Raw genomic sequence first — 20,831 nt, forward strand, 5'->3', positions numbered from 1 at the left:
CGCCGGACCGGGGCGCGGCCGGGAGATCAGGGGATGACCGGCCGGCGGGCGGCCAGGACGACCCACACCTGGCCGGGCGCGAAGTTCATCGGATCCCCCGCCTCGGTGGTGAAGACGGTGCCGTCCTCCTCCGTCTCACGCGACCACCTGGCCTTGAACGCCTGGCCGTCGCGGAGCACGATCGCGCTCCCCTTGCCGGTGCTGTGCACCAGGGGCGTGTAGCTCTGGTTCTTGTCGTGGAACTCCGAGCGCTCGGTCTTGGTGTACTGCACGACGATCGTGGGCGCGCCGAGCTGGCCGCCCTCGGCCGCCATGTCCTTCTTGCCGTCCTGCCAGATCAGCCACTTGCCGGCCGGCTCCGACCAGGCGAAGGTGAAGCGGGCGGCCGGGTATTTCACGCTGAACGCCTTCTTGGGCACGCCCCCCTCGGGGGCGTCGCCGAAGGTGAAGCCGACGTCCTTGGCCCTGCTCGCCTTGGGCGCCTGGGCCAGCAGCCGCTTGGTGTCGGCGAACAGGTTGTAGGGGGCGTAGCGGCCGGGCTGGCGGAAGTAGGCGCCCGGGGCCCTGCTGTCGGAGACGTCGAACAGCGACGACTGCGCGATGATGGGGAGCATCTTGGTCTGCGCGCCCGAGTAGGCGAAGGCCGGCTTGCCGAACTGCGGCACGATGTGCATGTCGGAGATCCGGGCGCTGCGGACCGGACCGATCTTGGGCGGGATCTTCGAGGAGAAGATCGCCATGAGACGCGTCAGCCCCGCCTCGACCTGCTCGACGTAGACGATGTCGGCGCTCTTGAGCCCGAGCTGCGGCTTGCCGGCCGAGGTGTTCTCGATCTTCGCCGCGAGCACCGCCCTGCGGGCCGCTCCGGGCAGGCCCGTGAAGGGGTGGGTCGGCTCCGGGGTGGGGGCCGCGGTCTCGGGCGGAGCGGTGGCCGCCTGCGCGTTCTTCCCAGGAGCGGGCTCGTCCGAGGAACAGGCCGCGGCCGGCGCGAGAACGGCCGCTCCCGCCAGCGTGACGGCGATCATCCGGGGCACCCGCACGGCTCATCTCCTCAAATCGGCCCTGAAACGCCCAAGAGCTTACCTCTGCCCGACTTGCCGGATACCCCACTTTGTGTGCGCCCTATTCACCTGCCGGACACCTGGTCCCGTTACGCACCCTATTCGGCGGCGAGGGACTGCGGGGGCGCGTCGTCGATCTCGAAGAAGTCCGGATACTCCGTGTGCCCGGCCAGCCGCAGGGTGCGGGCCAGCCAGCGGCGCTGGGCGGTGCGGGTCACGCCGACCGCGTTGTTGTAGAAACGGCGCGAGTAGAGCACCTTGGCCACCGCGGCGCCGAGCTCCTCCAGCAGGTCGGGGCCGGCCGGGGTGGCGGCCAGCCGGTCGCGGAAACGCTCCTGGTCGGCCACCGCCCGCAGGGTGCGCGACAGGTCGCTCTCGGCGTGCTCGCGCTCCTCGGGCCCGGCCGTACGGGCCTCGTGGGCCGCCGCGGCCAGCACCAGGCTCGTCGCCGGGTCCAGGACGCGGGAGGCCGCCAGCTCCAGACAGACGGCGGTCCGCCGCACCAGGGCGGCGTCCAGGGTCTCGCGGGCCAGCTCCAGCCGGATGTGGAGCCGGTCCAGCCGGCCCGCCCGCCAGGAGATGTAGACGGCGGTGAGCAGCACGAGCGCGCCCACCAGCAGGATCAGCGTCGCGGTCACGGCGCGTCGTCCTCCTCCACCCCGGCCGTGCTGGCCACGGTCTCGTAGACACGCAGGACGTCGCGGGCGACCGTGGACCAGTCGTATTTCCGGACGGCCTCGCGGGCCTCCTGCGACAGCTTGGCCCGGCGTCCGGGGTCGTCGAGCAGCGCGGCGGCCTCGCGGGCGAGCGAGCCGGCGTCGCCGGTCTCGAACAGCGCCCCGGCCTGGCCGTCGTCGAGAACCTTGCGGAAGGCCGGGATGTCGCTGGCCAGGATCGCGGCACCGGCCGACATCGCCTCGGTGAGCACGATGCCGAAGCTCTCCCCGCCCAGGTTGGGCGCGCAGAAGACGTCCACCGAGTGGTAGGCGCGGACCTTGTCCTCCTCGCTGACCATGCCGAGCAGGCCGATCCGGTCGTGGAAGCGGGCCGGGACCCGGCCCAGCACCTCCTGCTCGTCGCCGGGCCCGGCGATGAGCAGGCGCAGCTCGGGCCGCTCGGCCGCCAGCAGGCCGAACGCCTCCAGCAGCACCGGCAGGCCCTTGCGGGGCTCGTCCATCCGGCCGAGGAAGCCGATCACCTCCCCGGCGTCCCAGCCGGGCAGCGGCTCGGCCTCGCTGTAGCGGCCGACCGTCACCCCGTTGGGGATGAGCACGGCGTCACCGCCGATGAACTCCACCAGGGTCTTCCTGGCCGCGTCGGAGACGGCGATCCGGGCGGTGATCTTCTCCAGCGCGCTCGTGATCACCGGGGACGCGACCGAGAAGGCCCGGGAGCGTCCGTAGGAGGCGTGGAAGGTGCCCACGATCGGCCCCCTGGCCACCCAGCAGGCCAGCAGCCCCACCGAGGGGATGAACGGCTCGTGGACGTGGAGCACGTCGAAACGGCCCTCCCGCACCCAGCGGCGTACTCGGTTGGCCGACAGGAACCCGAACGACATCCTGGCCACCGACCCGTTGAAGGGGACGGGGACCGCGCGGCCCACCGAGGTCACGTATGAGGGCAGCGACGCGTCGTCGCCGGCCGGCGCGATCACCTGGACCTGGTGACCGTCCTCCATCAGAGCCTCGGCGAGATCGCGGATGTGCACCTGCACGCCGCCCGGAACGTCCCACATGTAGGGACATACGATGCCGATCCTCATCGCTCCCTCACCACCCCTCGCCCGCTCCGCGGAGGGCGTGCTCGGCCGCGCTCGCCGCGCCGGACCCGGTCGCGCCGCATCGTCCCCTCACCATTCTTCGTGCATATCGCGCATATCGCGCATATCTTGCGGGGCCCGCCCGTGCCTCATCCGCGCGGCTCCAGATCCTCGAGCCAGAGCCGCTGGAGCATGTGCCAGTCCTGGGGGCGCTCGGCGATGCCCTTCTCGAAGACGGTGGCCAGATCCTGCGTTACGGCGGCCGCCTTCTCCTTCCGGGTGCCCTCGGCGGGGACCGCGATCTCGTCGTGGAAGTGCAGCCCCCAGTCGCGCCCCTCGAAGTAGGGGATCACCGGGATCAGCGCGGCCCCGGTGTGCACCGCCAGCAGGCCGGGCCCGGCGGGCATGCGCGTGGCCGCGCCGAAGAACTGCACCTCGACGCCCTTGGCGGTCAGGTCGCGCTCGGCGGGCAGCGCGATCGGCCGGCCGGCCCGCAGCCGCTGCGACAGGACGCCGAAGGTGTGGCCGTCCCCGCCGGTGAGCGGCAGCACCTCCATGCCCAGCCCCTCGCGGAAGGCGGTGTAGCGGTGGAACAGCGACTCGGGCCTGAGCCGCTCGGCGACGGTGGTGAACGGGTGCCCCCTGGCGACGAACCAGGCGCCCGCGTGGTCCCAGTTGCCCATGTGCGGCAGGGCCAGGATCACGCCGCGCCCCTTGGCGAGGTTGTCGTAGACCGGCCCGTCGCCGACGACGTGCACGCGGGAGAGGATCTCCCCGGCGGACATGGAGGGCAGCCGGAACACCTCGTGGAAGTAACGGAAGTAGGAGCGCATGCCCTCGCGGCTCAGCTCCCGGATCGCCGGATCGCCCGGCGAGGCGCCCTTGACCCGGGCGAGGTTGGCCTCCAGCCGGAGCACCGACGTCCCGCGGCGCTTCCACAGCCGGTCGGCGGCCTCGCGGAAGGCCCAGGCGGTGAGGCGTTCGGGGAGGCGGGGCACGAGCGTCCAGCCGGCGCCGAACCCGGCCGCGACGAGACGATCCTGCAGGGACGGCTTGTCGGTCATCGCTCTCCCGATCAGCGGAGGGTCTGGGGCGGGACGGAGACGGCCTGGCGGCGGACGTGCAGCAGGCGCTGGGCGACGGTGACCGCGCTGGCGACGGCGAGCAGCCAGAGCCCCGCCGCCAGGATGTAGGGCACGCCGAGACCCGCGATGCCGGTGGCGACCAGCCCGACGACCAGGCGCTCGGGCCGTTCGGCGACGCCGACGTCGCACGTCATGCCCAGGCCCTCGGCCCTGGCCTTGACATAGGACACCAGCGCCCCGGTGACCAGGCAGAACAGTGCCACCCCCGCCAGCACCCACTGGCCGCTCACCGTGAGCCAGATCGCCAGCCCCGAGAAGATCCCGGCGTCGCCCACCCGGTCGAGGGTGGAGTCGAGGAAGGCGCCCCAGACGCTGCCGGGCCCCGTCATCCTGGCCATCACCCCGTCGAGAAGGTCGGCCAGCACGAAAAACGTGATCACAAGCGTGCCGGGGAACAAGTCTCCTCGGGGGTAGAAGAAGAGGGCCGCGGCGACGGTGCCGAGCGTGCCGACCGTGGTGACCACGTTGGGGCTGATCCCCCGGCGGGCAAGCGCCCTGCCCAGGGGGGTCAGAACTCGGGTGACGGCGGGGCGCAGAAGTTTCAGCATCGCGCTCCGATCGTAGGCCAAACGGCATGTGGGCGCGTATCCAACGCCCCGCAGGCGGATCGGCCCGGACCTCTTGTGATATCCGCCACATGGGTATTTGGTGAACAGACCGCGTCCTTGCGGTGTATGGACGCGGCAGCGGACCCGAGGGTGTGGCCGCACCTGGCCGCGCTCCGGCAACGACGCGGGAGGCGACGTGGCAGAGAAAGCAACCGGCGGGGCAGCGGGAGCCGCGGGGAGGGCGCCTGCGGCCGACCGGCCGGACATGGTGAGGAACGTCGTGCTGGTCGGCCATTCCGGTGCGGGGAAGACGACTCTGGTGGAGGCGCTCCTGGCCGCCACCCGGACCGTCCAGCGGCCCGGCCGGGTCGAGGACGGCAGCACCGTCAGCGACTTCGACGAGGTGGAGGTGCGCCAGCAGCGCTCGGTGAACCTGACCGTGGCCCCGCTGGTCCACAACGACATCAAGATCAACCTGCTCGACACCCCCGGCTACGCCGACTTCGTCGGCGACCTGCGCGCCGGGCTGCGCGCGGCCGACGCGGCGCTGTTCGTGGTCTCGGCGTCCGAGGGCGTGGACGGCCTGACCCGGATGCTGTGGGAGGAGTGCGCGACCGTCGGGATGCCGCGGGCGGTCGTGATCACGAAGATCGACCACCAGAGAGCCGACTTCGAGGAGGCCCTCGCCGCCTGCCAGGACCTCTTCGGCGAGGGCGTGGCCCCGCTGTATCTCCCGGTGGTCACCAACGGCCGGATGAACGGCCTGATCGGGCTGCTGACCCAGAAGTTCTACAACTACGCCACCGGCTCCCGCAGCGAGAACGCCCCGGGGCCCTCCTACCAGGACCAGATCGAGCAGTACCGCGGCGCCCTGATCGAGGGGATCATCCAGGAGAGCGAGGACGAGTCCCTGATGGACCGTTACCTCTCCGGGGAGGACATCGACACCAAGGTCCTCATCGACGACCTGGAGAAGGCGGTCGCGCGCGGCGGCTTCTACCCGGTGCTGGCCACCGGGGCCGGGGTGGGCGCGACGGAGGTCCTCGAACTCATCACCCAGGGATTCCCCTCTCCTCTGGAGCACCCGCTGCCGGAGATCACCTCGATCGACGGCGAACCGGTCACCGGCATCACCTGCGACCCCGACGGACCGCTCGTGGCCGAGGTGGTCAAGACCACCAGCGACCCCTACGTGGGCCGGATCAGCCTGGTGCGGGTGTTCTCCGGGACGCTGCGCCCCGACATGACCGTGCACGTCTCGGGGCACGGGATGGCCGACCGCGGTCACGAGGACCACGACGTGGACGAGCGCATCGGCGCGCTGTCCTCCCCCCTGGGCAAGCTCCAGCGCACGACCGCCAAATGCGTGGCCGGCGACATCGTCGCGGTGGCCAAGCTGTCGCGCGCGGAGACCGGCGACACCCTTTCCGACAAGGACCGGCCGCTGCTGATGACCTCCTGGACGATGCCCGAGCCGCTGCTGCCGGTGGCGATCCAGGCCAGGTCCAAGGCCGACGACGACAAGCTGGGCCTGGCCCTGCAGCGGCTGGTCGCCGAGGACCCCACGCTCCGGCTGGAGAACAACGCCGAGACCCGGCAGCTCGTGCTGTGGTGCATGGGCGAGGCCCACGCCGACGTCCTGCTGGACCGGCTGAGCAAGCGGCACGGCGTCGAGGTGGAGAAGGTCGACCTGCGGGTCCCGCTCCGGGAGACCTTCGGCGGCCGCTGCCAGGCCCTGGGACGCAACGTCAAGCAGACCGGCGGCCACGGGCAGTACGCCATCTGCCACCTGGAGGTCGAGCCGCTGCCCTCGGGCGGAGGCTTCGAGTTCGTGGACAAGATCGTCGGCGGTGTGGTGCCGCGCCAGTTCATCCCCTCGGTGGAGAAGGGCGTGCGCACCCAGATGCAGCGCGGCGTGGTGGCCGGATACCCCATGGTGGACGTGCGGGTGACGCTGTACGACGGCAAGGCCCACTCGGTCGACTCCTCCGACATGGCCTTCCAGATCGCCGGGGCGCTCGCGCTGAAGGAGGCCGCGGCGAAGGTGCCGACCCTGCTGCTGGAGCCGGTCGACGAGGTGGCCGTGCTGGTCTCCGACGACCACGTCGGCGCGGTGATGTCCGACCTGTCGTCGCGCCGGGGCCGGGTCCTGGGCACCGAGCAGGTCGGCGTCGGCCGCACCCTCGTCCGGGCCGAGGTGCCCGAGCTGGAGATCACCCGCTACGCCATCGACCTGAGATCGATGTCACACGGCACGGGGACCTTCCAGCGCACCTTCCTGCGTTATGAACCGCTCCCGCCCCATCTGGTGGACAAGGTCGCCGGTTGATCGTCCGTCGGGAGGCGTGAACCGTCCGGATCACGCCTCCCAAAAAGTTACCCAAGTAACGGTGACGTCACGAAACGATTTCTTTTTTCCGGCCGAAGCACCACGGTCCCGATGCCACACTGAGGAACCATGCGAACCGGACGCCCTTTGCTCGCCGCCGCCGTCCTCGCCGTCGCCACCACCGGCGCCGCCTACGCCTTCGGCCCGGACGCCGCGGTGACCAAGCCCACGGCCCACAAGCGCGTGCCCGCCGCGACCGCCGCGCCCGCCGACCGGGCCGCGACCACCGCGCCCGCCTCCTGCAAGCCCAGGGCGGACTATCCCAAGCGGCAGCTGCGCGGCGTCTGGATCGCCACGGTCAAGAACATCGACTGGCCCTCGCGGACCGGCCTGTCCGTCGCCAAGCAGCAGGCCGAATACGTCAGGATCCTCGACAGCGCGGTCAAGCGCCGGCTCAACGCGGTGTTCGTCCAGGTCCGCCCGGCCTCCGACGCCGTCTACAAGTCGGCGCTGGAGCCCTGGTCGCAGTATCTGACCGGGCGGGCCGGCAAGGACCCCGGCTGGGACCCGCTGCCCTTCCTGGTCGCCGAGGCCCACAAGCGCGGGCTGGAGTTCCACGCCTGGTTCAACCCCTACCGCGCCTCCTACGACGGCGAGGTGAACAAGCTCCCGGCCAGCCACCCGGCCCGCGTCCACCCCGACTGGATCGTCAAGCACGCGGGCCTGGTCTACTACAACCCGGGCCTGCCCGCGGTCCGCGACCACGTCACCGCGGTCGTCAAGGACGTCGTCCAGCGCTACGACGTCGACGGGGTCCACTTCGACGACTACTTCTACCCCTACCCGGCCGGGAGCGCGCAGTTCGCCGACGGCGCCGCCCACCGCAAGTACGGCAAGGGCGAGAGCCTGGCCGACTGGCGGCGCGGCAACGTCAACAAGCTGATCGCCCAGGTCGACAAGGCCGTGCACGAGACCAAGCAGTACGTGAAGTTCGGCATCAGCCCGTTCGGGATCTGGCGCAACAAGTCCGAGGACCCCACCGGCTCGGCCACCGGCGGCATGTCCGCCTACGACGCCATCTACGCCGACGCCCGGCACTGGATCCGCAAGGGCACCGTCGACTACGTGGCGCCGCAGCTCTACTGGCCGCGCGGGTTCAAGGCCGCCGACTACGACGTGCTGATGCCGTGGTGGGCCAAGGAGGTCAAGGGCACCGGCGTGCAGCTCTACATCGGCCAGGCCCTCTACCGGGTGGGCAGCACCGACACCCCCGCCTGGACCGACCCCGGCGAGCTGCCCTCCCACCTCACCCAGAACCGCAAGCACAAGCAGGTCGAGGGCGATGTCTACTTCAACGCCAAGCAACTGCTGACCAACCCGCTGGGCGTGCTGGACCGGATCGTCAAGAGCCACTACTCCCACCCGGCGCTGCTGCCCCTGATGAAGGACCTCGGCGGCCAGGCCCCCGCCCAGCCCGCCGAGGTGAGGCTCCAGGGCACCGAGCTCAGCTGGAAGTCCTCCGCCGGGGCCCGCTCCTACGCGGTCTACCAGATCCCCTCCGGCAAGGTCGGCGAGTGCGCCACCGCCGACGCCCGCAACCTGGTGGCGGTCGTGCCCGCGGCGGGCGGCGAGCGCCAGACCTTCGCCGCCGCGGGCGGCGGCGCCTACCTCGTCACCTCCCTCGACCGCCTGCACAACGAGAGCGCGCCGGTCAAGGCCGCCCCCTGAGGTGAGCCGGCGCCGGGCCCCGGCGCGCCCGGCACCGGGCCGATCATCGGATCCGCTGGACGGAGGGACAATGTTCCCCTACGGTGCCAGCATTTGGGCGAGGTCTGGGGAGGTCACCAGTGAGGCGGACGCTTGCCGCGTTTGCGCTGGTCCTGAGTGTGCTTTGGCCGGCGGCGGCGCAGGCCGACGCATCCGCGAGCGGGCGGGTGGCGCTGATCGGCGTCCCCGGCCTGCAGTGGAGCGACCTCAGCCCCGAGGGCACCCCCAACCTGTGGCGGCTGGCCGGTCAGAGCGCGCTCGGCTCGCTGTCGGTCCGCGCGGTCGGCCGGGTGACCTGCCCCTATGACGGGTGGCTGACGGTGTCGGCCGGGACCAGGTCCGCGGTCGGCTACGGCTGCGGGCTCCCGCCGGCGCCCGACCCCGGCACGGCCGGCGCGGTCATCCCCGGCTACGCCTACCTGCACGAGGTCGCCCGGCAGAAGAACGCCGGGACGCTCGGCGAGGCGGTGCACGCCGCCGGGCAGTGCACCTCCGCGGTCGGTCCCGGCGCGGCGCTGGCGCTGGCCGACCGGGCGGGGAAGGTGGACCGCTACGCCCCCTCCCCCGCGCAGATCGCTCCAGGCGCGCTCACCGAGTGCCGGGTGATCGCCGTGGACGTCGACGACCTGATCACTCCGTATGTGGCCGGCGGGCGGCTGCCCGACGCCGAGGAGGCGCTCACCCCCGAGCAGCGGGCGGACGCGCTGCGGCTGGCCGACGCCAAGGCGGGGGCGGTGCTGGACGCGCTGCCCGGGGAGACCACCGTGCTGCTGGCGGGGCTGGCCGACCACGGGCCTGTGCCGCACCTGCGGGTGGCCATGATGCGCGCCGCCGACGCCTCGGGCCGGTCCCTGGGGGCGGCCTCCACGCACCGCGCGGACATCACGATCCTGCCGGACATCACCGCCACGATGCTCGCCGCGGCGGGTATCCCCACACCGCCCTCCGTGGTCGGCGCGCCCTGGCAGGCGGGCGGGGACCGGACCGGCGGCACGGAGGCGGCCAAGGCCGGGCTGGTCGACGCCGACGTGGCCGGGCAGACGGTCAGGAGGGTGGGCGGGATCTTCTTCACCACCGTCGCGGTGCTCCAGGTCGTCTTCTACCTGACCGCGTTCCTGCTGATGCGCCGCAGGCGGGGGCTCGGCGGGATCCGGGTGGCCGCGCTGGCGCTCGCGTCCGTGCCCGTGTCGACCTACCTGGTCAACCTCACCCCCTGGCACCGCGGCGGGGCGCCGGTGGCCGCCCTGGTCGGCGGGATCGTCGTCCTGGCGCTCGCGCTGGCCGCGCTGGCCCTGGCCGGCCCCTGGCGGCGCCGCCCGCTCGGGCCGCTGGCCGTCGTGGCGGGGGTCACCGCGGCGGTGCTCGCCGGTGACCTGCTGACGGGGACGACCCTGCAGCTCAACAGCGTGATGGGCTACACCGCCGTGGTCGGCGCGCGCTACTACGGCTTGGGAAACATCCCCTTCGCCCTCTTCGCCACCTCGGTGCTGCTGCTGGCCACCACGATCGCGCACCGGCCGGCGGGCCGGGGCCGCAGGGCACTGGCGGTCGCCGTCGTGACGGTGATGGGCTGCTCGGCGATGATCCTGGGCGGCTGGCCGGGGGTGGGCAGCGACTTCGGCGGCGTGATCGCCTTCGTGCCCGGCATCGCGGTGACCGCGCTGCTGATCGCGGGCAGGCGGGTCTCGATCGTCAAGCTGGGCGCCTTCTGCGTGGTGGGCGGCGTCACCGTGATGGCCATCGCCTATCTCGACTACCGGCGCCCGCCCGGCTCCCAGACGCATCTGGGCCGTTTCGTCGGCCAGGTGTTCACCGGCGAGGCGATGGAGGTCATCGGCCGCAAGCTGGGCGCGATGCTGGGGACGTTGCTCAGCCCCAACCTGATGCCGATCGTGATCGCCGCCGTCGCGTTCCTGGTCTACGCGCTGCTGCGGCCCGGGGCGGCCAGCGCCGGGGTGCTGCCCGCCGCGTTCGCCCACTCCCCCGCCCTGCAGGCCGGCCTGATCGGCACCCTGGTCAGCGGGGTGGTCGGGATGCTGGTCAACGACTCGGGCGCGGCCGTGCTGTCGATGGCGCTGGCCCTGGGCGTGCCGCTCATGCTGTCGGTGGGCCTCAAGGCCCTGCGCGACGGCACGGTGGGCTACGGCGAGGCGGGCCAGGAGTCGGCCAGCAGCTCCCTGGTGTCGCGGAGCAGCTGAGGCAGCACCTTGGTGTGGCCGACCACCGGCATGAAGTTGGTGTCCCCGCCCCAGCGGGGCACCACGTGCTGGTGCAGGTGGGCGGCGATGCCCGCGCCCGCCACGCCGCCGAGGTTCATGCCCACGTTGAAGCCCTGCGCGCCGCTGGCCTTGCGCAGGGCGGCCAGCGCCCGCTTGGTGAAGTCGGCGAGCTCGGCGGTCTCGCCGTCGTCCAGGTCGGCGTAGTCCGCGACGTGCCGGTAGGGGCAGACCATCAGGTGGCCGGAGTTGTACGGGTAGAGGTTGAGCACCGCGAAGACCGAGCCGCCGCGGGCGATGATCAGCCCTTCCTCGTCGCTCATCTTGGGGATCTCGCAGAACGGGCAGCCGTCGCCCGGGCCCGGGCCGGTCGGCTTGTTCGTGCCCTTGATGTAGGCCATCCGATGAGGAGTCCAGAGTCTTTCGAACGCGTCCGGCGTCCCTGCCCCGTGCTGCGCCGCTGGCTCTTCGTTCATGGCGATCAGCATATTGCCAAGCGGATCCGTCCGCTCTGGCGCCTCCCGCCGCGCGCGCGGCCCCGCCGGGCCGTCCGGCGCGGGGTGCCCGGGCCGGGTGGCGCCGCCCGGGACGGTCGGCCGCCCGCCGCCGCGCAACCACTCATAACGCCCGCTAATCGGCCTCAGCCGACAAATGGTGCGGATTTCCGGCAGAATCCCAGCGAGCGTGACCATCAACAGCCGAGGAGCACCCCATGACCGACGTCTCCATCGAGGACATCACCGAGGAGACCGACTCTCCCGCTGAGACGACCGCCGTCCGCCCGTTCTCGCTGAGCCTGTCCACGCCCCCCATCTCCTCCGTCCCCCCGCTTCCCGACCCCGAGCCGGTCGCCGTGGCCGAGCCGGTCGTTGAGCCGGTCGTTGAGCCGGTCGCCGTGGCCGAGCCGGTCGCCAAGCCGGTCGCCGTGGCCGAGCCGGTCGCCGCGGCCGTGGTCAAGGGACGGATCAAGGTGGCCGACGAGGTCGTGGAGAAGGTCGCCGCCCTCGCCGCCCTCGAGGTGGCCGGCGTCGCCGGCCTGGGCACGGGCCTGCCCGACGCGGTGGAGCCGGTGCGCGGGCGCGCCGGCGCCCGGGCCAGGCGCGGCACCCCGGGCGTGAGTGCCCATGTCCAGGACCGCACGGTCGCGGTGGACGTGGCGATCATCGCGGAGTACGGGCACGTGGTGATGGACGTGGCCAACGAGGTCAAGACCAACGTGGCCCGCACGGTCAGCCGCATGCTGGGCATGCGGGTCGTCGAGGTCAACGTCGACGTGGAGGACGTCCGCCTGCCCGGCGAGGACGTCCCGGAGGCGCCCGCCGAGTCCTGAGACGGGGCCGCCGGCCCCGGGAGCGGCCTGCGCGCGGCGCCACCGGTCCCTGAGCGAGCGGTCCCGGACCGCGCTCCGGGCACCCGTCGGGGCCGGTGGCCGCTCGGCGGCCGTCCCCGGGCGCCTGCCCGGCCGGCAGCGGCGCCGGAAGAGGTACGGCGGGCCACCTGTGGCGGCCCGCCGTACCGTTCGCCGCGGAACCCTGCCCGCGGTCGCGGGTCAGACCTGGACGCGGCGCTCGATCGCGTCGACGATCTCGTTGATCGCCTCGTCGACCGGCACGCCGTTCTTCTGCTCACCGTTGCGGAAGCGGAAGGAGACCGCGCCGTTGGCGATGTCTTCGTCACCCGCCAGGAGCATGAAGGGCACCTTGGACTTCTGCGCGTTGCGGATCTTCTTCTGCATCCGGTCGTCGGAGGCGTCGACCTCGATCCGGACACCCCGCTCGCGGGCCTTCTTGGCCAGGTCCTGCAGGTAGGGCGCGTGGGCCTCGGCGATCGGGATGCCGACGACCTGCACCGGGGCGAGCCACGGAGGGAAGGCGCCGGCGTAGTGCTCGACCAGGACGCCGAAGAAGCGCTCGATCGAGCCGAACAGCGCCCGGTGGATCATGATGGGCCGCTGCCGCGAGCCGTCGGACGACTGGAACTCCAGCTCGAAGCGCTGCGGGAGGTTGAAGTCGAGCTGGATGGTCGACATCTGCCAGCTACGGCCGATGGCGTCGCGGGCCTGCACGGAGATCTTCGGCCCGTAGAACGCCGCCCCGCCCGGGTCCATGACGAGCTCCAGCTTCTCCGACTCGGCGACCTCGCGCAGCGTCTCGGTGGCCTCCTCCCAGTCCTCGTCGGTGCCGACGAACTTGACCGGGTCCTTGGTCGACAGCTCGAGGTAGAAGTCGTTGAGGCCGTAGTCGCGCAGCAGGTCGAGGACGAACCTGAGCAGCGACTTGAGCTCGTCGCGCATCTGCTCGCGGGTGCAGTAGATGTGCGCGTCGTCCTGGGTCAGGCCGCGGACGCGGGTCAGGCCGTGGATGACGCCGGACTTCTCGTAGCGGTAGACGGTGCCGAACTCGAACAGTCGCAGCGGCAGCTCGCGGTAGGACCGCCCGCGCGCCCTGAAGATCAGGTTGTGCATCGGGCAGTTCATCGGCTTGAGGTAGTAGTTGGCGCCCTCGAGCTCCATGGGCGGGAACATGCCGTCGGCGTACCACTCCAGGTGGCCGGAGGTCTTGTAGAGGTTGTCCTTGGTGATGTGCGGGGTGTTGACGAAGGAGTAACCCGCCTCCTCGTGCCGGCGCCGTGAGTAGTCCTCCATGACCCGGCGGATCACGCCGCCCTTGGGGTGGAAGACCGGCAGGCCCGAACCCAGCTCGTCGGGGAAGGAGAACAGGTCGAGCTCGGCGCCCAGCTTGCGGTGGTCGCGCTTCTCGGCCTCCTCCAGCAGGTGGAGGTATTCGTCCTGGCGCTCGCGGGACTCCCAGGCGGTGCCGTAGATCCGCTGGAGCTGCGGGTTCTTCTCGCTGCCCCGCCAGTAGGCGCCACCGGAGCGCATCAGTTTGAAGGCCGGGATGGACCGGGTGGTCGGCACGTGCGGGCCGCGGCACAGGTCCTTCCAGCACAGGTCGCCGGTCTTCGGGTCGAGGTTGTCGTAGATGGTCAGCTCGGCGCCGCCGACCTCCACATCGGACCCGTCGTCGGCGTTCGCGCCGCCCTTGAGACCGATCAGCTCCAGCTTGTAGGGCTCGTCCGCCAGCTCCTCGCGCGCGTCCTCGTCGGAGACGGGCCTGCGGGAGAAGCGCTGCCCCTGCTTGACGATCTCGCGCATGCGCTTCTCGACGCGCTTGAGGTCGTCGGGGGTGAAGGGGTTCTTGACGTCGAAGTCGTAGTAGAAGCCGTTCTCGACGGGCGGGCCGATGCCCAGCTTGGCCTCGGGGAACAGCTCCTGGACGGCCTGGGCCATGACGTGCGCGGTGGAATGGCGCACGATCGCCCGGCCGTCGGCGCTGTCGACCGCGACCGGCTCGACCACGTCGCCCTCGGCGACGGGGGCCGCGAGGTCCTTCAGCTCGCCGTTGGCACGGGCGGCGACCACGGAGCGGCCGTCGGCCTGGAGCGCGTCGCCGTACGTCGTGCCCTCCGCCACCACACGCTCGGCTCCGGCGAGGGTGATACGTAGTTCTGGCACGGCGGACACGGTTGCTCCCTGAGAGACGGTGACGTTCGGGTCTAGCAACCGATGCTACCGGTGTCCGTCACGGGATATCTCAGGCATCACGCCGCCGGTGGTAGCCCAGCGAGGTCAGCTCGGCCCGGGTGCCCCGGAAGACGTTGCGGTCCACAGGCGTGTGGGAGTGCTGGTGGATGGTCCATCTGTTCCACGGTCCCGGCACGTCCGGCCTGCCCTGCGGGTTGTTGGGCGCGGCGATCCAGAGGGGATAGCCCTCCAGCCCGGCGCAGTTGCCGTTCAGCGCGAACGTCAGGAAGGTGTAGATCACCGGCCGCACCCCGGCCCTGGCGGTGACGGCCTGGCACCAGCGGCGGGCGAAACCGGCCACCCGGCGCGGAGGCTGGTGGTCGTTGGTCTCCAGGTCGAGCGCGAGCAGGTCGCCGCGGTGCAGGCCGCCCGCCCGCCGCACGGCCGCCAGGAAGTGCGCCGCCTGCTTCTCCGGGTCACCGGCGGGGCGGGCGAAGTGGTAGGCCCCGCAGACGAGCCAGTTCTCCCGCATCCCGGTCCAGTTCCGGGCGAACCACGCGTCGCTGAAGGTGCTCCCCTCCGTCGCCTTGGCGAAGGCGAAGGAGATCCCGTTGTTGGCATGGTGGTCCCAGTCGACGGCGCCCTGCCAGTTCGACACATCGATGCCGTGCAACATGGCGGCCACGCTAATGACCCCCGCGACACGGCACACGCCCAACGCTCCCGGGGCGTGCTGCCATTGCACCGGTTTTGACTAGGCTTGGTCGGCGTGAACACAGCAGCACAGAACTCAGGCGCTCACGGTGCCGGCATCGCGACCATCACCCCCGACGGGACCGTGCTCGACACCTGGTTCCCCTCCCCCCAGCTGGGGGAGCCGTCCTCGCCGGGCACCCGGCGGCTGACCCCGGAGGAGGCCGTCGAGGCGCTCGGCTCCGCGGTCGCCGCGCTGCTCGGCCCGGACGAGGACCGCGGGGTGGAGGTGGTCGCGGTGCGCACCGGGATCGCCAAGCTGTCGGAGGCGCCCGCCGACGCCCACGACGCCTACCTCCGCCTCCACCTGCTCTCGACCCGCCTGGTCCAGCCGCACGGGCTGAACCTCGACGGCCTGTTCGGCGTGCTGAGCAACGTGGTGTGGACCAACCACGGCCCGTGCCCCGTCGAGGGCTTCGAGGCCGTACGGCTGCGCCTGCGCGCCCGCGGCCAGGTGACCGTCTACGGCGTGGACAAGTTCCCCCGGATGGTCGACTACGTGATGCCCTCCGGCGTCCGGATCGCCGAGGCCGACCGCGTCCGCCTCGGCGCGCACCTGGCCACCGGCACGACCGTGATGCACGAGGGCTTCGTCAACTTCAACGCCGGGACGCTCGGCGTCTCCATGGTCGAGGGCCGTATCTCGGCGGGCGTGGTCGTGGGCGACGGCTCCGACGTGGGCGGCGGCGCCTCGATCATGGGCACCCTGTCCGGCGGGGGCAAGCAGGTCATCGCCATCGGCGAGCGCTGCCTGCTGGGCGCCAACAGCGGCGTCGGCATCTCCCTCGGCGACGACTGCGTCGTGGAGGCCGGCCTCTACGTCACCGCCGGGACCAAGGTCGTCCTGCCGGACGGCCGGGTCGTCAAGGCCGCCGAGCTCTCCGGCGCCTCCGGCCTGCTGTTCCGCCGCAACTCCACCTCCGGCGCCGTCGAGGTCGTCGCCCGCAAGGGCACCGGTGTGGAGCTCAACAGCGCCCTGCACGCCAACGACTGAGCCGGCCGGGCGCCGCGCCCGCCGGCCGGGGCGCCGCCCGCCGGGCGCGGCGGCTCCCGGAGATCCCACCTCCGGGCCGCCCGCCCGGCGGTCCCGGCCGCGGAGCTCGCATCGATGGGAGTGGCATGACCGGTCAGGGAGCGGCGCACGGTGAGCGGGCCGCGCGGTGGGTCACCGGGCTGTTCGCGCCCCAGGTGCTGGTCATCGTGCTGCCCCCGGTCATCGGGCTGGTGGCCGACGGCTGGACCGGCGCCGGATGGGGGCTGGTGGCCTCGGCGCTGTGCGGCGGGATCCCGGCGGGGGTGATCCTGGCCGGGGTCCGCTCCGGGCGGCTGGACTCCCACCACCTGGTCGACCGGGCGAGCCGGACACGGCCGCTGCTGGTGGCGGTCGCGGCGGTGCTCGCCGCACTGGTGCTGCTGGCCTCCCTCGGCGCGCCCCGGCTGCTGGTGGCCACGGTGACCGCGATGCTGGCCGCGCTCGCGCTGACGGTCCCGATCACGCTCAGGTGGAAGATCTCCTTTCACGCGGCGGTGTCGGCGGGCACCGTGGTGGTGCTCGCCCGGGTGCTGCCCGCCGTCCCGGCCCTGGCGGCGGGCGCGCTGGTCGTGGCGGCGGTGTGCTGGGCCCGGGTACGGCTCAGCCATCACACGCCCGCCCAGGTCGCCGCCGGAGCCGTCGCCGGCGCCGGCTCGGCCTGGGCGACCCTGAGCGCCTTCGGCCTCTGAGCCGCGGGAGGAGACGGCACCGGCGGGGCGGGCCGGTGGCGACCGGTCACGGCCGGTCGTCGGCGAGGGCCCCGTCCGCGAGATCCTTGAACCGGTCGAGGTCCTCGGCGACGTGGTCGATGCCGCGCAGCGGGCCGTGGTCGGCGAGGTGGGCGCGGGCGTAGAGTCGGGCGACCAGCGCCTTGCGGTCGGTGCCGAGCTCGCGGCGCTCCCAGCCGGCCTGCTCCAGCAGCAGCGCGGCGGCGTAGACGTCGGCCATGAACTGCGCCAGCGGGAAGAGCCTGGCCTCGGCGGTGACCGGGTCGAGGCCGCGCCACAGGCCCACGGCCTCCCGCAGCCGCTCGATCCGGTCCGACACCAGCTGCGCGGTGGGGTCGTCGCCGGGCGGCGCGTGCCGTACGGCCTCCGCCAGCCGGTCGAAGAACGGCAGGTGCTGGTCTCTTTCGACGGCCCGGCGCACGTCCAGGCAGAGGATGTTGTCACCGCCCTCCCACACCGGGTTGACCTGGGCGTCGCGCAGGATGCGGGCGACCGGCCACTGCTCGATGTAGCCGTTGCCGCCGTGCACCTCGATGGCGTCGCTGGCCGCGGTGACGCCGAGCCGGGCGGCCCTGAGCTTGATCAGAGCCGGGCCGAGGCGCAGCCTGTTGTGGAACCCGTCGAAGACCAGCGCCTGGGCCGCCTCCACCTCGACGATCAACTCGGCCAGCTTGCGACGCATGAGCGGCTGGTCGATGAGGGCCGCGCCGAAGGCCTCGCGGCCGCGGGCGTAGCAGAGCGACTCGACCAGCGCGCGCCGGGCGCAGCCCAGGCCCATCGTGGCGATCCCGAGCCGGGCCCCGTTGGTCAGCTCCATCATCCGGCCCAGGCCCTTGCCGTCGCCGGCGCCGCCGTCCCCGCTCCCCGGCGCCAGCAGGAACGCCTCGGCGTCGGTGAACTCGATCTCCGCCGAGGCCACCGACCTGGTGCCCAGCTTGTCCTTGAGCCTGCGGACACGGATGCCGTTGCGGCCGCCGTCACGGCGCTCGCGCAGCACGAGGAAGGGCGCCACGCCCCGGCTGCCGTCGGGACCTCCCTCGGGCTTGGCCAGCACCACGAAGGCGGAGCCGTTGGCGTTGGAAGCGAACCACTTCAGGCCGTTCAGCCGCCAGGCGTCCCCCGCCGGGGTGGCGGTGGACTCCAGTGCGGCGAGGTCGGAGCCACCGGTGCGCTCGGTGAACATCTGCGCGGCCTCGCCGGAGAACATCCCGTCCGCGAAGATCTCCCTGACCCGTTCCTTGACGTCCTGGGGCGCGAACGCCTCGGCCATCAGCACCACCATGTCGCCGCCGGTGCCGAGCGCGCAGCCCATCCCGATGTCGGCCTGGTAGAGCAGGTAGTTCCAGGCCAGCCCCATGGTCACCGGATCGGCCCCGGCGGCCCTGGCCTCCCGGACGAACTCCGGGCGGGTGAAGGCCCCGGCGACCAGATCCCTGCGGGCCGCCTCGAAGGACGGCGGCATGACGATCCGGCCGACCTCGTGGCCCCAGCGGTCGTATCTCTCCAGCCGGGGCGGGTTCCGGTCGGTCTCCTCGGCGTGCTCCAGGACGGGGCCGCTCATCAGCGCGCCCGCCCGTCGCAGGTGCGGCTCCGCCCATTCCAGGGCGTCGGCGCCGAGGTGGCGGCGCATCAGGAAGCGCAGCGTGGGGTCTGAACCGTACCAGTTGAGGCCGGCCGCGCCCGGGTAGCGCCCGGTGGCGTAGCGCCGGGCCTTGTCCGGGCCGCCGAAGGGCAGCCGGTCGACCGGCTCGATGAGGTGGGAAGCCATGCCTGGACATTACGCTTCTACGACACATGATGGAAAGATGTAATATCCGGGCGGATGAGTAAGCTCGGCGGTTGGCATGACGTACGAAGACGACCTGCTCGGGCTCCGGCCGATGACCGCGCGTTCGGTCATCCTCAGCACGCTGCTGGGCACCCATCCCCCGCGGCTGAGAGCCGGCCACCTGGTGCGGGTGGGCGCCCTGTTCGGCATCCCCGAGGGCACGGTCCGGGTCGCGCTGTCGCGGATGGTCGCCGCGGGCGACGTCGGGCAGCGGGAGGGCCACTACGAGCTCAGCGAGCGCCTGCGCCTGCGGCAGGCCCGCCAGGACGAGAGCCGCTCACCCGGCACCCGCCGCTGGGACGGCGGCTGGGAGGTCGCGATCGTCACCGCCGAGCGGCGGCCCGCCGCCGAGCGGGCCGCGCTCCGGGAGGCCATGGCGGCGCTGCGCCTGGCCGAGATCCGCGAGGGCGTGTGGATGCGGCCGGACAACCTGCGCAGGGCCCGGCCCCCCGCCGTCGCCGGGCAGTGCGCCTTCCTGCGAGCGGTCCCGGAGGAGGACCCCGCCGCGCTGGCGGGATCCCTGTGGGATCTCCCCGGCTGGGCCCGGCACGCGCGGGCGCTGCAGGGGGCCTTCGACGCGGCGACCACCGTCGCCGACCGGTTCGCCCTGGCCGCCGCCGCCCTGCGCCACCTGCTGGCCGACCCGCTGCTGCCGGCCGGGCTGCTGCCCGGCGACTGGCCCGGTGACGGGCTCAGGCGCCGCTACGACCTGTTCGAGACCGAGTTCGGGAGTCTCGTCCGCGACCATCTGTAGATCACGCCCGGTGGGTCACGGCCGTCCGTGGATGGAGCATGATTGCCGTCATGCCGGAAAACGAGAACTCGCTGTGGTCCATCGGGTCGACGGGCTCGATCCTGTCCATCGGGTCGACGGGCTCGATCCTGTCCATCGGGTCCGCCGGCTCGATCCTGTCCGTCGGATCCCTCGGCTCCGCCGGCTCGGTGCTGTCGGTCGGGTCCATCGGCTCGGCCGCCTCGGCCCTGTCCATCGGCTCGGTGCTGTCGGTCGGGTCCATCGGCTCGGCCGTCTCGGCCTTCTCCCTCGGCTCCAGGGGCTCGGTGCTGTCGGCCGGCCCGGTCCTGTGGGCGCTCGCCCGCTGGGCCCTCATGTCCCGGCGGCCGGGCGGACCCGCCCCGGCGGCGGGCGGGGCGGGTCCGGCCCGGGCGGGTTCTACCGCAGGGTCCTGAGAAACTCCCTGGTCCGGCGGTCCGAGGCGTACTCGGCGGCCACGAAGTCGGTGACCCCGGCCTTGGCGAGCGACTCGATCTGGGCGGAGACCGCGTCCTCGTCGCCGACGACCGCCACGTCGGCCGGGCTCTCGGCGCCCTCCCTGTCGAGCATCGCCCGGTAGGACGGCAGCCGGCCGTAGACCTCGAAGACCTCGGCGGCCCGCGCCCTGGCGGCCTCGACGTCGTCGGTGACGCAGACCGGGAGCGCGCAGACGATCCTCGGCGCGGGCCGCCCGGCGGCGCGGGCGGCCTCGGTGACGGCGGGCGCCACGTGCTCGGCCACGGTCTTGGGACCGGTCATCCACAGCACGGTGCCGTCGGCCAGCTCCCCGGCCAGCTTGAGCATGCGCGGGCCCAGCGCGGCCACGAGCACGGGCATGTCCCCGGCGCCCGGCGTGGTCAGCCCGAGCCGCGCCTTGAGGGTCTCGCCTTCGAAGGCCACCTGCTCCCCGCGCACCAGCGGCACCAGGACGGACAGGTATTCGCGCATGTGCCGGGCGGGCCTGTCGAAGCCGTAGCCGTACATGCCCTCGATGACGATCTGGTGCGACAGGCCGACGCCGAGCGCGAGCCGCCCGTCCAGGGCGGCGTTGGCCGTGAGCGCCTGCTGGGCGAGGGCCGCCGGGTGACGCGGGTAGGTGGGGACGACGGCGGTGCCGAGTTCGATCCCCGGCACCTGGCTGCCGGCCACGGCGAGCGCGGTCAGCGCGTCGAGGCCGAAGACGTTGGACATCCAGGCGGAGGAGAAGCCGTCGTCGGCCGCGCGGGCGATCCGCCCCCGCAGCCTGCCCAGTACGTCCGTGCCCTCGGGTTCGTTGAGCAACAGTCCGATCCGCATCGTTACCGAACTCCATTCTGGTCGTTGTGGCCAGTCTAGGCACGGGGCGGCGGGATCACGTCGGAGCCGTGGG

18 protein-coding genes are annotated in these 20,831 nt (G+C 72.6%); 8 read left to right on the forward strand and 10 right to left on the reverse strand.

The window, feature by feature from the left end; all coding sequences use genetic code 11:
* Positions 1–26: 26 nt before the first annotated feature.
* From ACZ6R6_RS15475 to pgsA, 5 genes are all read right to left on the reverse strand, one after another.
* Positions 27–1,040: a DUF3048 domain-containing protein gene (locus ACZ6R6_RS15475; protein WP_470093738.1), complete on the reverse strand. Its 1,014-nt coding sequence runs from the start codon at positions 1,038–1,040 to the stop codon at positions 27–29.
* A gap of 119 nt (positions 1,041–1,159) precedes the next feature.
* Positions 1,160–1,699 carry a LemA family protein gene (locus ACZ6R6_RS15480; RefSeq protein WP_306868689.1) on the reverse strand — a complete coding sequence of 180 codons (540 nt, stop codon included), beginning with the start codon at positions 1,697–1,699 and terminating at the stop codon, positions 1,160–1,162.
* Complete coding sequence (locus ACZ6R6_RS15485; protein ID WP_470093740.1) at positions 1,696–2,823, reverse strand: glycosyltransferase family 4 protein; 1,128 nt, start codon at positions 2,821–2,823, stop codon at positions 1,696–1,698. The genes ACZ6R6_RS15480 and ACZ6R6_RS15485 overlap by 4 nt, the downstream gene beginning before the upstream one ends.
* A 146-nt stretch (positions 2,824–2,969) precedes the next feature.
* A complete protein-coding gene (locus tag ACZ6R6_RS15490) occupies positions 2,970–3,884 on the reverse strand; it encodes a phosphatidylinositol mannoside acyltransferase (RefSeq protein ID WP_470093742.1) in 915 nt (304 codons plus the stop codon).
* An 11-nt stretch (positions 3,885–3,895) separates the two neighbouring features.
* Positions 3,896–4,513, reverse strand: a complete 618-nt coding sequence (pgsA, locus tag ACZ6R6_RS15495; RefSeq protein ID WP_470093744.1) for a phosphatidylinositol phosphate synthase — start codon at positions 4,511–4,513, stop codon at positions 3,896–3,898.
* Positions 4,514–4,709: 196 nt separating this feature from the next.
* On the opposite strand from pgsA, the gene ACZ6R6_RS15500 reads away from it, so the two are divergent.
* The 3 genes from ACZ6R6_RS15500 to ACZ6R6_RS15510 all read left to right on the forward strand — a co-directional run bounded on the left by ACZ6R6_RS15500 (position 4,710) and on the right by ACZ6R6_RS15510 (position 10,807).
* A complete protein-coding gene (locus ACZ6R6_RS15500) occupies positions 4,710–6,842 on the forward strand; it encodes an elongation factor G-like protein EF-G2 (protein WP_470093746.1) in 2,133 nt (710 codons plus the stop codon).
* Positions 6,843–6,971: 129 nt separating this feature from the next.
* Positions 6,972–8,570, forward strand: coding sequence for a glycoside hydrolase family 10-like protein (locus ACZ6R6_RS15505; RefSeq protein ID WP_470093748.1), 1,599 nt, complete (start codon positions 6,972–6,974; stop codon positions 8,568–8,570).
* Positions 8,571–8,728: 158 nt separating this feature from the next.
* Entirely contained in the window at positions 8,729–10,807 is a 2,079-nt protein-coding gene (locus tag ACZ6R6_RS15510; RefSeq protein WP_470093750.1) for a hypothetical protein, read from the forward strand.
* Here ACZ6R6_RS15510 and ACZ6R6_RS15515 read toward each other — a convergent pair.
* On the reverse strand, positions 10,750–11,301 hold the full coding sequence (locus ACZ6R6_RS15515; protein WP_470093752.1) for an HIT family protein: 552 nt from the start codon (positions 11,299–11,301) through the stop codon (positions 10,750–10,752). The genes ACZ6R6_RS15510 and ACZ6R6_RS15515 overlap by 58 nt on opposite strands.
* 236 nt (positions 11,302–11,537) lie before the next feature.
* Here ACZ6R6_RS15515 and ACZ6R6_RS15520 point away from each other — a divergent pair, with 236 nt between their 5' ends.
* The gene (locus ACZ6R6_RS15520; RefSeq protein ID WP_470093754.1) at positions 11,538–12,155 is read left to right on the forward strand and encodes an Asp23/Gls24 family envelope stress response protein; all 618 of its coding nucleotides are present in this window, start codon (positions 11,538–11,540) and stop codon (positions 12,153–12,155) included.
* Between the two features lie 219 nt (positions 12,156–12,374).
* Here the strand turns inward: ACZ6R6_RS15520 and thrS are convergent, their stop codons facing one another.
* Positions 12,375–14,348, reverse strand: coding sequence for a threonine--tRNA ligase (gene thrS, locus ACZ6R6_RS15525; RefSeq protein WP_470093756.1), 1,974 nt, complete (start codon positions 14,346–14,348; stop codon positions 12,375–12,377).
* Positions 14,349–14,418: 70 nt separating this feature from the next.
* Positions 14,419–15,024: a glycoside hydrolase family 25 protein gene (locus tag ACZ6R6_RS15530; protein ID WP_470093758.1), complete on the reverse strand. Its 606-nt coding sequence runs from the start codon at positions 15,022–15,024 to the stop codon at positions 14,419–14,421.
* Between the two features lie 93 nt (positions 15,025–15,117).
* On the opposite strand from ACZ6R6_RS15530, the gene dapD reads away from it, so the two are divergent.
* Together dapD and ACZ6R6_RS15540 are read left to right on the forward strand one after the other, a co-directional pair.
* Positions 15,118–16,095, forward strand: coding sequence for a 2,3,4,5-tetrahydropyridine-2,6-dicarboxylate N-succinyltransferase (gene dapD, locus ACZ6R6_RS15535; protein ID WP_470093760.1), 978 nt, complete (start codon positions 15,118–15,120; stop codon positions 16,093–16,095).
* Positions 16,096–16,220: 125 nt separating this feature from the next.
* The gene (locus ACZ6R6_RS15540; protein ID WP_470093762.1) at positions 16,221–16,823 is read left to right on the forward strand and encodes a hypothetical protein; all 603 of its coding nucleotides are present in this window, start codon (positions 16,221–16,223) and stop codon (positions 16,821–16,823) included.
* Positions 16,824–16,869: 46 nt separating this feature from the next.
* Here the strand turns inward: ACZ6R6_RS15540 and ACZ6R6_RS15545 are convergent, their stop codons facing one another.
* The gene (locus tag ACZ6R6_RS15545; protein WP_470093764.1) at positions 16,870–18,630 is read right to left on the reverse strand and encodes an acyl-CoA dehydrogenase family protein; all 1,761 of its coding nucleotides are present in this window, start codon (positions 18,628–18,630) and stop codon (positions 16,870–16,872) included.
* A 76-nt stretch (positions 18,631–18,706) separates the two neighbouring features.
* Here ACZ6R6_RS15545 and ACZ6R6_RS15550 point away from each other — a divergent pair, with 76 nt between their 5' ends.
* Both ACZ6R6_RS15550 and ACZ6R6_RS15555 read left to right on the forward strand, forming a co-directional pair.
* Complete coding sequence (locus tag ACZ6R6_RS15550) at positions 18,707–19,444, forward strand: PaaX family transcriptional regulator C-terminal domain-containing protein (RefSeq protein ID WP_470093766.1); 738 nt, start codon at positions 18,707–18,709, stop codon at positions 19,442–19,444.
* A 50-nt stretch (positions 19,445–19,494) separates the two neighbouring features.
* Complete coding sequence (locus ACZ6R6_RS15555) at positions 19,495–19,878, forward strand: hypothetical protein (protein WP_470093768.1); 384 nt, start codon at positions 19,495–19,497, stop codon at positions 19,876–19,878.
* Here the strand turns inward: ACZ6R6_RS15555 and ACZ6R6_RS15560 are convergent.
* Positions 19,862–20,758 (reverse strand): TIGR03564 family F420-dependent LLM class oxidoreductase, encoded by an 897-nt coding sequence (locus ACZ6R6_RS15560; protein WP_451933851.1) that lies wholly within the window; start codon positions 20,756–20,758, stop codon positions 19,862–19,864. The two genes, ACZ6R6_RS15555 and ACZ6R6_RS15560, sit on opposite strands and share 17 nt — an antisense overlap.
* Between the last annotated feature and the right edge of the window lie 73 nt (positions 20,759–20,831).

The sequence above is a fragment of the Streptosporangium sp. NPDC048886 genome, from assembly GCF_055586905.1.